The organism is Enterococcus sp. BWB1-3, assembly GCF_016745275.1.
GTDB lineage: Bacteria > Bacillota > Bacilli > Lactobacillales > Enterococcaceae > Enterococcus_L.
This window is the reverse complement of record NZ_JADOEP010000026.1, coordinates 1-15,850: the sequence shown is the minus strand read 5'-3', so window position 1 is coordinate 15,850 and position 15,850 is coordinate 1. Positions and strand designations below refer to the sequence as shown.

Sequence of the window (15,850 nt, the reverse complement as noted above, 5' to 3'; positions counted from 1 at the left end):
TTATCTCCTATCCTTTAATTCCAGACGAAGTAACACCTTCAACAAAATATTTCTGTGCACTGAAGAATAAGATAATTGCCGGCAATAATGAAATAAGAGACATTGCAAACACCTGATTCCATGGCGTATTCGTTGATGGATCAACATTTAGTTTTAAAGCAAGCGATACTGGGTACTTATCCTGAGAAGTAATATAAATTAAAGGACCAAGAAAATCACTAAACGTCCAGACAAACTGAAAAATAACACAGGATATTAATGCTGGTTTTAATGCCGGAACTAATATTCGCCAAAGAATATCAAAAGAATTACAGCCATCAACAGTCGCTGCTTCATCTAAATCCCTTGGAATTGAGCGGAAAAACTGGATCATCATAAAAACAAAAAATGGCTCTTGTCCAAAAAATGAATTTGCAATAAGCGGAATGTATGTATCCAGCATGCCAAGATTTTTCCAAAACAAATATAAAGGAATTCGTGTAACTACTTGTGGTAAAAACATCGTTGCCATCAACAATGAAAACAAAACTTTTTTAAAAGGAAAATCAAACCGTGCAAAACCATAGGCTGTAACTGTTGCAGAGATCAACGTAAACAAAATTTTAGGAATAACATATTTAAATGTATTGATAAAATATAAAGTGAAGGTATAATCCCCTTTTGTGTTCCATCCATCAATGTATGCCTGGAAATCTATTCTTCTGGGAATAAATCCAATTGAAGTAAATATTTCATTATTCGTTTTAAAAGTAGCCCCGATCATCCAAAGAATCGGATATAACATGACAATTGCTACTGTTGTCAAAATAACATACCTGACAATTGATTGTATCAGCTGTTTCTGCGCCCGTTTCTTTTCTGCTAAACTTGGTGTAACCTCCATTTATTTTCCACCTCCATCAGAGTAATAGACCCATTTCTTTTGACTGGCGAATACAATGATCGTTGAGCAAACAATGAGTGCAAATAGGACCCAACTAGCAGCACTTGCATATCCCATATCAAATTCTTTAAAGGCTTTATCATAAATGAACATTGATGTAAGATAGGTTGAATTAAGAGGTCCTCTCCCAGTAACAATAAATGGACCATTAAATTCTTGAAATGCATTATTCAATTGCATGACCAAGTTGAAAAAAATAGTTGGGGTAATTAGCGGCATGGTTATTTTATAGAACTGAGTAAATTTTGAAGCCCCATCAAGTCCTGCTGATTCATATAAGTCCTGAGGAATTTCCTTTAACGCAGCTAAAAAAATCAGCATGGAGGAACCAAATTGCCAAATTTTTAAAATAATCAACACCGTCATTGCCCCCGTAGGAGTGGATAACCAGTCAATCGGCTGAACACCGAATGTTCCTAAAAATATATTCACCAGTCCTTTAGGTTGAAACATAGATCGCCAAAGAACTCCTATCGCAATATTTCCACCTAAAATCGAAGGAATATAATATGCTGTTCGATAAAAATTAATTCCTTTCAATTTGAAGTTTAAAATAAACGCAACAAATAATGCGAACCCTAACTGGAATGGTACAGTAAAAACAGTATAAATTAACGTAGCCTTCAATGATTCAATGAAGGTTTGATCCCTGAATAGATTGATATAATTTTGTAATCCTAAAAATTCAGGTGTTTGTCCAACTCTGGCAAGAGAATAATCAGTTAATGCATAATAAAATGAAGAAATAATAGGCCAAATGGTTAATATTAAAAAACCAATCAGCCAAGGTGTTATATAGAGCAATCCCGTTTTTTTCCTTTTCATACTTGCACTCCTTTCAATATTATGAGATTCAAAAAGATTTGTATATAACGAGAGTGGGACAGAAATAAAATTTCAAACTTTCTTCCTATCTAACCCCGAATAAACGGTGGTACAAAAGCAAAAATTCTTTTTGCGACAAGTAACCGCAGGAGCAACTCCTTCGGAATTAAGCCGAACTATCCTAAAAATATGAGAAACTCCAGGTCCTTCAACTCTAGTATGTTTCATACGTAGAAGTTGATGTGATCGAAGCACAGCGTAGTGTATCAATTCACAGCTATTCATTCTATGAATAGTGTTCCTTGACAATTTTCGGATATTCCTTCTTAATTCTCGGAGCTGATCGCTTTTGTCCCAACCTCGTTTCTTCTTGTACTTAATTATTGCAGTTTATAGTCTTTAGCAAGTTTAGCTGCTTGCTCTTTCGTTTTCGTATACACATTATTAGCAGCGGTCTTTAAATCTGTTTTTCCAAGCTCTACTGCCTCAATCTCATTTGTATAGATTGTAGTCAATGTACCATCTTCGTAGAAAGGTGTTTCGCTGATTTTCACAGCTTCCTGTGCATACTCGTAACCATCTTTCATAAAACCAGTTAATTGACCATCTGCAATTAATTCTTCAACTGCTGCTTTAGATGCCGGAACCCCGCGTGATAAGCCTAAAATTTCATTTGCTTTTTTTCCATTAAGAAAATCATTCAAGAATATTCCGACCTCTTCAGGATTCTCTTCATCCTTTTTCACTGAAAACAGCAGAGAAGGTTTTGATAACAGATTTACTTCTTTGCCGCCTTCGGCAATCGGATAATCAACAATCACCAGTTCATCACCAATCTCTTTCAAGGATTCATAATCTGATGTAATACCAGCATTCCAACCAATACCGCCGCCGTATTCGCCCTCTAACCATTTTTTATTTGTAGCTAAAGAGACAGGCTCAGTTCCAACATTTTCAAGATAATCTTTGCGGGAAACAAACACACGAGCATCAGCCATTTCTTTATACCAAGTCATAGCATCCAGATAATCCTGCTCTGTCCAATTCATATTCCCTTTTTCATCAAATTCAGCTTTTCCTGTTTTTTGCTGCAGCCAGACCGTTACAGGGAAACGCCAGGTTGGCGAAGCAATACAAAATGATCCTTCAGGTAGTTTTTTTGCTGCCTCGGCATAGTCATCCCATGTTTTAAGCGTCTCAATATCAATACCATTACGCTCATATGCAGACTTATTAAGATACATCACAAGTGTATTTTCTCCATAAGGTACAGCGACTTGCTTGCCGTCCACTTGCCCAAACTTCAAAAATTCTTCGTCATATGTTGATAAATCCAGACTATCAATTGTGCTTAAATCATAAAATCCGTCATTTTGCCCAAATTGAGGTACCCAGTTATACATCAGCGTAGTAATATCTGCTAAAGTATTTCCTGCATAACGTGTTGTAAATACTTGATCTAAATCGCCAAATCCGCTTGGTTCTCCTTTAACGGTGATGTCAGGATGTTCCTTCTCAAAATTTGCAATCATATCTTGAGTTGCCTTATGCCGGTCATCATTTCCCCACCAGCTGAAACTGATTTCAATTGCTCCTTCTTTTTTTTCCGTATCTGCCTTTTTTTTCCCTGCATTACAGCCTGTTGCAAGTACAGCAACTGAAAGCAATGAAATAACCGTAAGTACTCTTTTTTGCCATCTTCTCATTTTATTTACTCCTTTTCATTATTTAATAATTGAATTGATATAAGATAAATCTATTGTTTCAGCTAGTTTCTGTCCACCCAGATCAGATAAATGAAGACCATCACCACTATCAAAAGTCAGTTGGAGCCTATGATTTTGTTCCAAATCCATCACTGCAAAATCAAAATCTGCAATGCCATCAAAATCTTTATTTCGTCGAATCCATGTATTTATTTTTTGTCGTTCTTTTTCAAGATCATCACTGTAAAACAGTGACTGGCCCAGCGGTGTTAATGTCCCAACGATTACCTTAGCTCCATGCTGATGAGCAAAAGCCGCATATTGACCTATTCCACTTTTCAGTTCTTCCAAGGTATAAGAATATTCTCCTGTTCCATCATGTCGGGAGATGATGTCATTAATTCCATGAAGACAGATCACGACATCCACTGCTCCATACATAAACACTTCTCTTTCAAATCTAAAAAGTCCAGCGTTCCCATGACGTGTATATCTATCGTTTTCCGGATTTTGTCCCTTGAGAACACGACTTCCGCCAATTCCTCGATTCAATACTGCAAGCTCATGCATGCCGGACCGAAAAAAGCGTGTTTTAAGAGCATCCACCCAAAAACCCTGCTGAGTCAGCGAATCACCAAAAGCAACAATTGTCTTTGCTGTATCTTCCACCAAAAAATCGAGTCCGCTAATTCCATAAATATAAAACATTCGCTCATTTTCTTTCACCATTCGGAAAAGCGTTTGTTGTTCAACATATTCTTTTTTACCGTCTTTCAGCCGGTAATTAGAAACTGCCAGTTCTCTTCTGGAATAAGATACCGTTCCGCTCCGTAAAATTGTTCTCTCTTTAACAACCGTCTCAATTTCAAGGATGGTGCCTGGATTAAGCTCCAGTTGAATTTCATCACTAATTAACTGAGCAGCTGGAAAAATAGAAATCTTTTCCTGACAGTTAACTGTAACTATTTTTCTTTCCCCGCGTTTCAAGGTTTTTGAATCTACTTGGCAAATGCTTACCCGCTCTAAAATTAGATTTTCTTGTCCGTATTCATTAGAAAAACGAAGCTTCAAACTCTTTGTATGATGATTTGAGCGAATACGTATGACTTGTAATTGATTCTCGATTTCTGACGGCCATGAGCGATAATCCTGCTGAGTGTAGCTCCAGACATTTGACCACTTCATACATAAACCTCTCTAAGAATAAATCTGCCGGTTAAAATCATCCGGTACTCCGCTTTTACGATAAAAATAAGTGTTAATTTGATCCTTCCAGTCACGTGCCGAACGCTTTTGCTCCTGCAGCCGCTCTGCAACATTTTGATAGCTGGCTTCATCCAAATGAGGTTTTAGCTGCTCCCAAACTCTGATATACTCCTCTACTTTTTCATAGCCTTCAAAATGCGTATCATAGATATGCTGAATAACTGTTTTGCCGCTTTGAAGAACATGTTCATATGGCAAATGATGGAAAAACAGTGCCAGCTCATCCGGGCAAGCAGCAAGATCTTCATATTCTTCAAATCGTTTATCTGAGTATTGGCGTGTGTATCCGGTTCCATCTTTTAATGTACGATTGACCCCAATACCATTACGATCAGCAAAGTGATAGGTTCCCCATCGATCATATTCATAACCATCAACATCAGGTCCATAATGATGATTTGGGCGGACCATAAATCCGATACCTAGTGGTGCTGTGTAATTTTCATATGTTTGATATGAAGTCAGTAGAATGTCTGCCAGCATTTCTTGTTTGGCAGTATCCAGATCAAATGTCAACGACAACCATTCATCTGCAATTGTTTCAGAAGAAAGCTGATTATCCCAAATCAATCGACCGTAACCAAAAAGATTTGCTTGTGCCAATTTGTGTCCTGTCCAATTATCATCTATGCCAACATTCACTACAGCTGCAACACCAGAATATTTCGTATTTGGTGATTGATTACATAAAATATTCTTAACAAACGAATGTTTTACCGGATATTTCGTATCAAAATCAAGCACTTCTTTCCACATCGGCAATAAATAGCAAAGATGCTTCTGCTGGCCTGTATACTCCTGCGTAACCTGAAACTCTAAAATTTGATTAGTCTGTTTTAATGCACCAAAAAGCGGAGAAACAGGTTCTCGAACTTGAAAGTCAATGGGGCCATTTTTAATCTGTAAAATGACATTACTCTCAAATTTTCCATCAAGCTTCATAAAGTTATCATATGCTGCTTTAGCTCGGTCAATACTTCGATCACGCCAGTCCTGCAGACAATTGTAAACAAAGCAACGCCAAATAACTAAGCCCCCATAAGGTTTCAATGCACGCGCCAACATATTCGCACCATCATCATGATCACGACCATAAACAAATGGTCCCGGCTCCCCTTCGGAATCCGCTTTCACAACAAATCCGCCGAAGTCTGGAATAATGGAGTAAATACTACGTGCTGTATCTTTCCAAAACTTCTCAACTGCTTTATCTACAGGGTCCGCAGTCTTTAAGCCGCCAATTGTGATCGGTGCAGCAAAATTGACACTTAAATACGTACTTATTCCATATTGCTGAAAAATATCAGCAATCTCTTTAATATCACTTAAATGTGTTTCTGTGATAAAATAAGTTTCTCGTTTATGGACATTCACATTATTAATAGATATCGCATTAATTCCAATTGATGCTAAAAGTCGTCCATACTCTCGAAGTGTATCAAAATTCTTTCGGAACTGATTATCCTCATAAAAGATGGATCTCCCAGCATAACCACGTTCAACTGAACCATCAAAATTATCCCAATGATTCAGCATTCGAATCGCTTGATCTGGAACTGAGCGAATCCCTTTATCTAAACGACTTCCTCCAAGGAATTCTTGATACAGACGAAACAATCCATATAACAATCCTTTCGTTGTATTTCCTTGAATGATGAGACTCTTCTCTTTTCTTAAAATCTCAAATCCTTCTGTGCCTAATGCGTTGTCCGTTATCAACTGAAACTGTAATGAAGCTGACGGATGATCACTTCGTTTACAGTTTGGAAACAATTCATTCATTTCATAAATAATTGTTTCAGTTATTTTGTCTTTACTTTCTATTTTAAAAGATGTCAATGTTGAATCCATTATTTTTTTTCGCAGCCAACACTTATCACGCATATTAACTTTACCTTCCACTTCTTTCCTAGAGGTCGGGACAGAAGCATTCAGCTTCAAACACCCAGCAGGTACTATTCAAGATCAGCTCGTACCTCACTGTATTTCTCAGTAATAAACCGAAATTTACAAAAATGACAAGAAGAATTGCAGAAAGTTCCGGAGAATACCTTGTAGGATGCCTTGCAGGAACTAGACGGCATGTATCGAGGATCGCAATGTATGAGAACCGCAGATGCGAGGGAGTTTATTCCTACTTGAAGCTTTACAACTTTTCAGTACCCACGCAGGTATTGTTCATCATAGTCCATAGGGGACTAACTGCTATGCTTCGAGCAGTCGCAGAAGTACTTGTATATAACCTGGCCTGTGACGAATGTCCCACGAAGAAACATCTATTTTTATATACTAATGATTCTCAACAATTTCGGTTTATTATCAAAGAAGTTGCCTCTGCAATTACTCGGTGCACGGGTAAGTTCCTAACTGCACCAAGTAATCGCAGACAACAAAAAGCTTTTTACTTCTGTCTCGCCATTTATTCCAATTTTCCAAAGCTTGTAAATCTAGGAAGTATCTTTTCAATATTCTTTTTCTTTAACATATTCTGCTAATAGTACTATTTATAGTTAATCTTCAACAGAATCTGTTTTTATATTACTCTTTTCTTTTCCATAAGCCTCTAATTCTGCTGCTGGAACATATTTCACATCAATTGGAATAGTTGGATCGATAGTTTCGCCATCAATTGTTTTCACCAGATTTTCTATCACCTGATATCCAATTTGATATGCATCCTGATCAACAATTGCTGTAATCCGACCATCATCAATTCCTTTTAACCAAGTATCTGTATAATCAAATCCATAATGAAGAATTTTTCCAGATTTACTTTGTGATTCAATAGCACTCATCACACCTACATCCGGACCCTCAGAGCCCAATGAAAATACTGTCACCAAATCCTTATTTGCAGAAATATAGCCTTCCAACTGTTTCTTAGATTCAGAAGGTTGATCGTTGTCTTGGATAGTAGCTAAAAATTTAAAATTCTTTGCATCTGAGCCGTAAACTTCTTCAAAGCCTTCTTTTAATCCTTTTTCACGGTCAATCATAGTCGGCTGAGCGACGTCTACACAAACGATAGCGATAGAACCGCTTGTAATCCCTTTTTCTTTCATCTCTTCTGCCGCTTGTTTTCCTAATTCCTTCCCAGCAGATACATTATCTGTTCCAACATAAGCAGTTCGATCTTCTGGGTTCTCCAAATCTGCGTCAAAAGTTATTACAGGAATATCTTTATCCATAGCCGCTTTGATCGGATCAACAAAGGCCTTTTTCTCAATCGGTGCAATAGCAATTCCGGCAACATTTTTTGCCGTTGCTTCTTTAACAAATCCAATATGCTTTTCTTTTTTACTGGGCTCAGCTGATGGAGAAGTTTTCGTTACCAATGTATAGCCTAATTCTTTTGCTGCATCTTCTGCACCTTTTTTCATTGGATTCCAGTAAGCTCCTGTATCAACGATTGGAATAAAATACAATGTCTTTTCACTTTCTTCGCTTGCAGAACTTCCCTTGCCGCACCCAGCAGCCAATAACAATGTTGCAACCATCATCCCAGTTAATAGTACTTTTCCTTTTTTAAACATTCGTTTCAATCTCCCTTATTTTCTATTTTTTAAAGTAGCTAGTACTAATTGCTATAATTAAGATTGTCGACTTGCTCTGCGTTTCAGGTAATCTATGATAATAGCCAAAATGATCACCAGTCCTGTCACCGTATCCTGTAAGAAAGAATTAACGCCCATAAGTGTTAACCCGTTTTTGAATACCTGTAACGTTAAAATACCTGCAACCGCACCTCCGATTGTCCCAATTCCACCACTAAAAGATGTTCCCCCCATAATAGCGGCTGCCATTGCAAAGAGATCCAATCCATTTGCATCTTTTGAAGCGCCACCATTTAGATTTGAAACAATCAACAGCCCTGCAACCGCTGCTAACATTCCTTCAATGATAAAAATTTTAACAATATGCAAATCCGTATTAATTCCCGATAATCGAGCAGCTTCCGGATTTGACCCAACAGCATAAGTATATTTTCCAAGACGTGTATTTTTCATTACAAAAACAAAAACTACAATAATGATAACAAAGATTAGGGCATTACTTTTAACCATCTCTGTACCAATTGGCATTTTAGCTAATTTATTAAACCATTCTTTATCCGAGCCGATGAACTGTTCATCCGTAAAAAAGCCCAGCATCCCTTTAATCACATAGCTTGTCCCTAATGTTAAAATAAAGGACGGCAAATCAAATTTCTTAATCAAAAGAGCATTCATTGTCCCTAATATCGCCCCAACCAGCAGCGAAATACAAATTACAACCGGTGCCGGCAAGCCACTGTTAGACGCATATAAACCAACCATTCCAGCAGCCATTCCCACATAACCAATTGATAAATCAACATAACCACAAATCAAAATCATGGCATAAGCAACAGTCAAAATACCTACAGGCGGAATCTGTTGTAAAAAATTCTCAACATTGTATGTACTCAAAAAATCACCATTCGCAACTGAGAAAAAAATCACCAGAGATACCAATACCAGATAGACTGAATAATTCATAAAAAGAGATTTTATATCTATGCTTTTCGTTCTTTTTTCCATATTTCTATCTCCCCCATTCTTTAGGTAATTCAAAATATATTCACCTAAAACTCCAAATCCTTGATATACAAGGATTCATAACCTGTTTTCGCCCCTTATTGTAATAATCTCATTATGTTATCTTAGATAGCAAATCGAACACTTTACAATAAACAGTATTGAGCTGTAATAGTTGTTCTGACACGCTTTTTTGCTGCCCTTTTTATCGCTGGAATACGCAATGATGGACGCTCTTTATCAAGTGCATCAGTTATTTAATCGGTCAGTTTTCCATAAATTATTTTGAATTGCCTTCTTTACAAAACACAGTCTTACAAAGGACTGCCAACAAATCTTCAACATCATTGACCAAGTGTTGCATACTTCATGATCAATTCCTGTGCTTCATCTTTCTTATCTGAGTAAGCCGAAACATCCAGCTCTCCTGTAATCCTGCCCTCATGAAAAACATGAATACGGTCACAAATTCCCAAAAGCTCAGGAATCTCAGAAGAAACAATCAAAATTGTTTTTCCCTGCAATGCCAACTGATTGATAATTGAATAAATTTCCGATTTTGCCCCTACATCAATTCCTTTAGTCGGTTCATCGAAAATATACACTTGATTATCTGTATTTAGCCATTTTGCTAATACTACTTTTTGTTGATTTCCGCCGGAAAGGCTGGAAACAGGATTTTCAATATCACTGATTTTGATGTTTACCTCTTTCACAAAATGATTTGCGGTCTCTTTCAATTCTTGATGATTCAGCACAAAATGATCTAAATGAGTCATCGTGATATTATCCTTAATAGACAGTCCCAATAACAAGCCTTGATGTTTGCGATCTTCTGTCAGTAATCCTATACCATTACGAATTGCATCTTCTGGAGATTTGATAGATACAGTATGATCTCCTATTTTTATTTGACCGGATTTCATTCGGTCTGCACCAAAAATTAAACGCATTGTCTCTGTACGACCGCTGCCAACTAAGCCTGAAAATCCCAGAACCTCGCCGCGGCGAGCCTCAAAGCTGACATCCTTTACATGACCAAAACGATCGTACAAATGACAAACCTGCAAATATGGGGCGCCAATTTCAGTTGCTTGTTTCGGATATAGATCTTTGATTTCACGACCTACCAGCATAGAAATAATCTGATCTTCAGATAATCGACTGACTTCTTCTGTCGCAATATATTCACCATCGCGCATAATTGTGATTCGCTCACCTAACTCAAAAATTTCCTTCATTCTGTGAGAGATATAAATGCTTGAAAACCCTTTTTCTTTTAGCCGTCGAATAATAATGAACAAGACTTCTACATCTTTATCAGATAAAGCAGTTGTTGGTTCATCGAAAATAATAACCTTTGCATTTAAACTTAATGCCTTTGCAATTTCGATCAATTGCTTATTCGCAGTTGAAAGGGACCCCACATGTGCATCAGGACTTACCTTTGCACCTACAAGATTTAACCAGTACTCTGTCTCTTCATGCAGCTTCTTAAAATCAACGATTCCTAAAAACTGATTCTTATAAGGTAAACGACCAATAAAAACATTTTCTGCCACTGACAAATCTTCTGCCAAATTTAACTCTTGATGCACAAAGCCGATTCCCAGTTCTGTTGCCAGCTCCGGCGTCATCTTGGAAATTTCTTTTCCTTCAAAAATGATTTTTCCAGCATCTTTATCAATTAGACCAGCTAAAATATTCATCAAAGTGGATTTACCAGCACCATTTTCACCCATAAAGGCATGAATCTCCCCTTTTCGAACTTCCAGCTTTGCCTTTTTCAAAACATGAACAGGACCAAAACTTTTTTCAATACCTGTCATTGAAAATAAAAGTTCATTTTCCATGGAACCCTCCTTCTGTTTACTAAAAAACAAGTCTACTCTTCCTAACAAGAGATACTACCAGTCTTAGGAAAAACTTTGTCAAAAAAAACTTCAAGAACAAGTTACGAACCGGCATTAAAACTTTTCAAAACAGAATTTCTTATTTTACAGAAAAACCACACTCTCCACAACTAGAAAATTAGACAATCTTTTATGTTCAAAACATTCACCGTGCAACGAGCCGGAAATACACCTCTTTAAAAATAAGCAGCCCATCCAAAAAGTAAATGTGTAAATGATTGGGCTGCTTCAAGTTACTTCCGTCTATTGTTTATTTGTGTCTAGAACGCGGTTGGGACAGAAGCACTCAGCTTTAAACACTAAGTAGATACACGCACCATCTTACTTCTATTCCTACCGCTTATTCGGATTTTCCAAATAGTATTGTTCTGGAAATTATTTATGTCCCAAACCTGTTCTCATTTCTTTGTAGAGAGATTTATTTCTCTGCTATACTAAATAATCATTCAAGCAAGATTTCACATATTCAATATGGCTTGATTCCAGCTTAATATCTTTTAACTTCAACGCATAATTTGTCAAGCTTTCCAAATCTTCTTGATTCGCTACAATTGACGCACCAATCCCTTTTTGGAATGTCGCATAACGTTTTTCCTTCAAGTCATCAAAGAAGCGGTCTTCTTTCAATTTCGCAGCTGCTTTCAACCCTCTTGCGAAAGTATCCATACCTGCAATATGTGCCAAGAATAGATCTTCCATTTCAAAACTTGAACGACGTACTTTTGAATCAAAATTAATGCCTCCAGGTGCAATCCCGCCATTTTCTAATACACCATACATTGCCAGCGTCACATCGTATACATTTGTTGGAAATTCATCTGTATCCCAGCCTAATAGAACATCTCCTTGGTTGGCGTCCAATGAACCTAATGCGTTATTAATGCGAGCAACTTCAATTTCATGTTCAAAGGTATGACCAGCAAGTGTCGCATGGTTCGCTTCCAGATTTAATTTGAAGTCTCCCTCCAATCCATATTTTTGGATGAATTGCAATGCTGTTGCTGAATCAAAATCATATTGATGTTTGCTAGGTTCTTTAGGTTTAGGCTCAATTAGGAATTGTGGTTTATGCCCTATTTTCTCTCCGTAAGCTACTGCCATTTTGAATAAGCGTGCAATATTGTCCAGCTCAAAAGCCATATCTGTATTCAACAATGTCTCGTAACCTTCACGTCCACCCCAGAAAACATAGTTTTCACCATTTAATTTTTTAGAAATATCCAATCCTTTTTTCACTTGTGCTGCCGCATAAGCAAACACATCTGCATTATTTGTTGAAGCTGCTCCGTTCACATATCTTGGATGGCTGAACATATTTGCTGTGTTCCACAATAATTTGATTCCGGTTCTCTCCATCTGATCTTTGATCAAATCAGTAATCTCATCTAAATTATTATAGAATTCTTCTAAACTGTCTCCCTCCGGAGCAATATCTATATCATGAAAACAAAAATACTCTGCACCTAATTTTTCTAAAATCTCAAAGAATGCAACTACTCGATTTCGTGCTGTCTCCATCTCAGTAGAACCAATCCATGTTCGCTGATTCGTTGGCAGACCAAACGGATCACTGCCATCCTGTGTCATCGTATGCCAGTAGGCGACTGCAAAACGCAAATGTTCTTTCATCGTTTTACCAGCCACAACTTCTTCTGGATTATAATGTCTAAAAGCAAATGGATTAGTTGTTTTAATACCTTCATAGTTGATTTTTTCTACTTGTGGAAAATAGCTCATCATTGTTTCCTCCTAAAATTATAATAAATTCATAGTTAGTTCGTTCTTTTTACAAACTAACATGTTAATAACATTGTATACGCTTCACTTTTAATGGTCAAGCTTTTTTTCACAAAAAAAGCTTTATTAATTATAGTTTTCAAATATTTTTAATTTATAAATATTTAATATGTTTATTTTACAAACAAACTTTTATATGTAAAAAAACTAGCAAAAGGTTAGGGTTTCCTATATACTATTATTAAGTATATTCATTAAATAAATTAACAGGATGTGTTTTTATATATGGAGAATTCAAATTACACTAGAAGGACACCCAACGAGTCATTATGCTTAGAATTCATTATGAACAATAAGGACCTTTCTCGAGCAGAGCTTTCAACTATGACTGGTCTTACAAAAGCAACGATCTCTGTCATTGTAAAAAAGCTGCTTGAGGATCATTTGGTGTTAGAAACAGGTATTGGGGTATCCAGCAATGCAGGAGGTCGGAAGCCCATCAATTTACAGTACAATGGAAAAGCGGGACTCTCGATTTCAATTGATGTTGGTTACAATTATATTAATGCTTTACTCAGCTATCTTGACGGAGAAGAAATCAGCATTCTGCAAAAGAAACCTATTGCATTGAATGAAGAGACGATAAAAAAACATTTTTCTGAAATTATCGAATCATTTAATGAAAGCTTGCCTCAAACATATTATGGAGTTATTGGTATCGTTGTTGCTGTTCACGGACCCGTTTATGATGGAAATATCATATTTACTCCTCATTATAATTTAGATCGAATTCCCTTTAGAAAAATCACTGAAGAATTGAGTGACTACCCAGTTTATTTAGAGAATGAGGCAAATCTATCCGCATTAGGAGAATATACGTTTACTTCTGAGTCTTCAAGCCTAATCAGTATTAATATGCATAGCGGTATTGGTGCCGGAATTGTTCAAAATGGATTATTACAGGTAGGATCTCATGGTTTTGCGGGGGAAATTGGTCATCAAATTGTTATGATTAATGGGAAAAAATGTCTTTGCGGGAATCACGGTTGTCTTGAAATGTATGCAGCAAATAAAGTTTGCTTTGAAAAATTTGCACAAGCCAAATCAATGGACTACGTCAACGCAATTATCCTCAGAGAATACTATCAAAATCATGATCCTGATGCTATTCAAGTTGTCCAAGAAAATATCCGTTATTTAAGTGTTGGAATCAACAATTTGATTGCTCATTATGATCCGGAAGTAATAGTATTAAATAGTTCCCTTTATCGTGAAATTCCTGAAATGATTCAACAATTGAAACAAATTTTGCAAAATCGATTTTCAAATAAGGTAATCGTCCGAAACACCTTGCTAAACGAAAAGTCCACCCTTCTAGGTGGACTTGTGTTAAATTTGCAACACTTTCTAGATGTAAAACAGATAAAATTAACTGATTAACTAGGACGGGCTGAAAACTATTTGGGGAAACGAGTTGTCAACGCTTTTCTAAATAAATGTGTTTGTATCTAGAATCAAATAAGGTGAAACTTGCAGATATAAGGATTTTCTATAGTATAAGAATAACCAGCGGGATTGTCAGTTTCACCTGTATAAGAATATCTAGTGACATGACATATGAACGGGAGTGTGACATAAGTATGTCTGATCCCCCTAAAGCCGCTTAACAGTTCTGAAGGTTATAGTTTCTGTTTTATTTTTCTAATTTTGTATTTGGAATAAAATTTAAAATTGACTGAATCAGCATCTCAACCAAGAAGGACAGTGTTAGTGCATTCCAATGTTTGTTATTAGAACCAACCGAAGAATCTTTAAAAAAAAGCGAGTGTGTTGCTTCTTCACTCAGGTTGTTTTCTTGATCCAACGTAATACTAATGATTGCAACATTTTTAGCTTTACAATTTTTTAGTGCTTCTATGTAATTGTCTGTTTTTCCATAAATCGAAGCAATAATAACCAATGACTTTTTAGTCATATGATGTGTTGAAATCAAAAGATCTTCTGCTGTACGTAACATCTTTATTTGTTTTCGGTAATAAAGCAGGTCATTAGCAAAATTGTCTAAGATTTGTTTTTGGCGCCAGCCAGTTCCAAAACAATATAAATCTGTAGTTTGTGCAATTTGTTGACCAATTTTCTCTAGTTTTTCTTGATTTATTTTCAGGGTACATACCATCTCATCAATTAGTTTTTCGCTAAAAGCCAGTGGTTCCTTCGTTTCCATTTCACTCTGTGCCAATTCATTGGCAATTTGATATTTGAAATCGGAGTACCCTTGGAAACCAATTTTTTTTATGGTTCTATGCAAGCTAGTAACTGAAACAAACTTTTTTTCAGCTAGTTTTTGAATACTAGACGTTGGAATTATCTCTAATTCTTCATTAAGTGCGTTTAACAGCTCGCGTTCTCCATCAGATAGCTTTTGGTACATTTCAACCAATTTACGTTCAATGAGTGTTTGCATATAAATTCCCCTAACAAAAAGAGTTTTTAGACAATAAAGCTTAGACTCATTATATATCATAGGAGCGACATGGTTAAACTTATTGATTTGACACCCCCTAAATGCTGACTAAGAAAAATAAAATTAGCTTTAAAATGCGATTTTTTATAACACAAAATGACTGGAGCAAATCTGAAAGGTCCAATGGCATCCATTCTTAATTTAGATTTAAAAATTAGTATTACTTTTATGCTTTCTTGCAAAATCTTCCCTGTCTTACTGCTCAAAATCTACAATAACTTTCACTGTTTGAACATCAGGATCCCCCAAGAGGTTAAGGCTCTATAATTTATTGGACTGATAGAAAAAAATCTATCGGTCCTATTTTCTCATTAAAAAACAAGGAAGACACACAACATTTCCGCTAGAATAGAATCACCACAAAACCAACTAGAAAGGAA

The 15,850-nt window shown here is 36.4% G+C and carries 11 protein-coding genes; 1 reads left to right on the top strand and 10 read right to left on the bottom strand.

The features are described from left to right. Positions 1-7: 7 nt before the first annotated feature. The 9 genes from IW492_RS14825 to xylA all read right to left on the bottom strand — a co-directional run bounded on the left by IW492_RS14825 (position 8) and on the right by xylA (position 12,946). Positions 8-883, bottom strand: coding sequence for a carbohydrate ABC transporter permease (locus IW492_RS14825; RefSeq protein ID WP_202068561.1), 876 nt, complete (start codon positions 881-883; stop codon positions 8-10). Beyond that, positions 884-1,768 carry a carbohydrate ABC transporter permease gene (locus IW492_RS14820; protein ID WP_202068559.1) on the bottom strand — a complete coding sequence of 295 codons (885 nt, stop codon included), beginning with the start codon at positions 1,766-1,768 and terminating at the stop codon, positions 884-886. A gap of 380 nt (positions 1,769-2,148) precedes the next feature. Beyond that, positions 2,149-3,474: an ABC transporter substrate-binding protein gene (locus IW492_RS14815; RefSeq protein WP_202068557.1), complete on the bottom strand. Its 1,326-nt coding sequence runs from the start codon at positions 3,472-3,474 to the stop codon at positions 2,149-2,151. A gap of 18 nt (positions 3,475-3,492) precedes the next feature. Continuing rightward, complete coding sequence (locus IW492_RS14810) at positions 3,493-4,659, bottom strand: GDSL-type esterase/lipase family protein (RefSeq protein ID WP_202068555.1); 1,167 nt, start codon at positions 4,657-4,659, stop codon at positions 3,493-3,495. A gap of 12 nt (positions 4,660-4,671) precedes the next feature. Beyond that, the gene (locus IW492_RS14805; RefSeq protein ID WP_202068554.1) at positions 4,672-6,624 is read right to left on the bottom strand and encodes an alpha-glucuronidase; all 1,953 of its coding nucleotides are present in this window, start codon (positions 6,622-6,624) and stop codon (positions 4,672-4,674) included. A 626-nt stretch (positions 6,625-7,250) separates the two neighbouring features. Beyond that, a complete protein-coding gene (locus tag IW492_RS14800; RefSeq protein WP_202068553.1) occupies positions 7,251-8,273 on the bottom strand; it encodes a sugar ABC transporter substrate-binding protein in 1,023 nt (340 codons plus the stop codon). 57 nt (positions 8,274-8,330) lie between these two features. Continuing rightward, positions 8,331-9,299, bottom strand: a complete 969-nt coding sequence (locus IW492_RS14795) for an ABC transporter permease (protein WP_202068552.1) — start codon at positions 9,297-9,299, stop codon at positions 8,331-8,333. Between the two features lie 341 nt (positions 9,300-9,640). After that, a complete protein-coding gene (locus IW492_RS14790; protein WP_202068551.1) occupies positions 9,641-11,149 on the bottom strand; it encodes a sugar ABC transporter ATP-binding protein in 1,509 nt (502 codons plus the stop codon). Between the two features lie 489 nt (positions 11,150-11,638). Next, positions 11,639-12,946, bottom strand: coding sequence for a xylose isomerase (xylA, locus tag IW492_RS14785; protein WP_202068550.1), 1,308 nt, complete (start codon positions 12,944-12,946; stop codon positions 11,639-11,641). A gap of 285 nt (positions 12,947-13,231) precedes the next feature. On the opposite strand from xylA, the gene IW492_RS14780 reads away from it, so the two are divergent. Then, positions 13,232-14,386: an ROK family transcriptional regulator gene (locus IW492_RS14780; RefSeq protein ID WP_202068548.1), complete on the top strand. Its 1,155-nt coding sequence runs from the start codon at positions 13,232-13,234 to the stop codon at positions 14,384-14,386. 253 nt (positions 14,387-14,639) lie between these two features. Here IW492_RS14780 and IW492_RS14775 read toward each other — a convergent pair whose 3' ends face one another. Next, complete coding sequence (locus tag IW492_RS14775) at positions 14,640-15,410, bottom strand: MurR/RpiR family transcriptional regulator (RefSeq protein WP_202068546.1); 771 nt, start codon at positions 15,408-15,410, stop codon at positions 14,640-14,642. Between the last annotated feature and the right edge of the window lie 440 nt (positions 15,411-15,850).

Coding starts and splice junctions, on each gene's coding strand:
- IW492_RS14825 (WP_202068561.1), bottom strand. CDS start 883: ATGGAGGTTACACCAAGTTTAGCAGAAAAGAAACGGGCGCAGAAACAG.
- IW492_RS14820 (WP_202068559.1), bottom strand. CDS start 1,768: ATGAAAAGGAAAAAAACGGGATTGCTCTATATAACACCTTGGCTGATT.
- IW492_RS14815 (WP_202068557.1), bottom strand. CDS start 3,474: ATGAGAAGATGGCAAAAAAGAGTACTTACGGTTATTTCATTGCTTTCA.
- IW492_RS14810 (WP_202068555.1), bottom strand. CDS start 4,659: ATGAAGTGGTCAAATGTCTGGAGCTACACTCAGCAGGATTATCGCTCA.
- IW492_RS14805 (WP_202068554.1), bottom strand. CDS start 6,624: ATGCGTGATAAGTGTTGGCTGCGAAAAAAAATAATGGATTCAACATTG.
- IW492_RS14800 (WP_202068553.1), bottom strand. CDS start 8,273: ATGTTTAAAAAAGGAAAAGTACTATTAACTGGGATGATGGTTGCAACA.
- IW492_RS14795 (WP_202068552.1), bottom strand. CDS start 9,299: ATGGAAAAAAGAACGAAAAGCATAGATATAAAATCTCTTTTTATGAAT.
- IW492_RS14790 (WP_202068551.1), bottom strand. CDS start 11,149: ATGGAAAATGAACTTTTATTTTCAATGACAGGTATTGAAAAAAGTTTT.
- xylA (WP_202068550.1), bottom strand. CDS start 12,946: ATGAGCTATTTTCCACAAGTAGAAAAAATCAACTATGAAGGTATTAAA.
- IW492_RS14780 (WP_202068548.1), top strand. CDS start 13,232: ATGGAGAATTCAAATTACACTAGAAGGACACCCAACGAGTCATTATGC.
- IW492_RS14775 (WP_202068546.1), bottom strand. CDS start 15,410: ATGCAAACACTCATTGAACGTAAATTGGTTGAAATGTACCAAAAGCTA.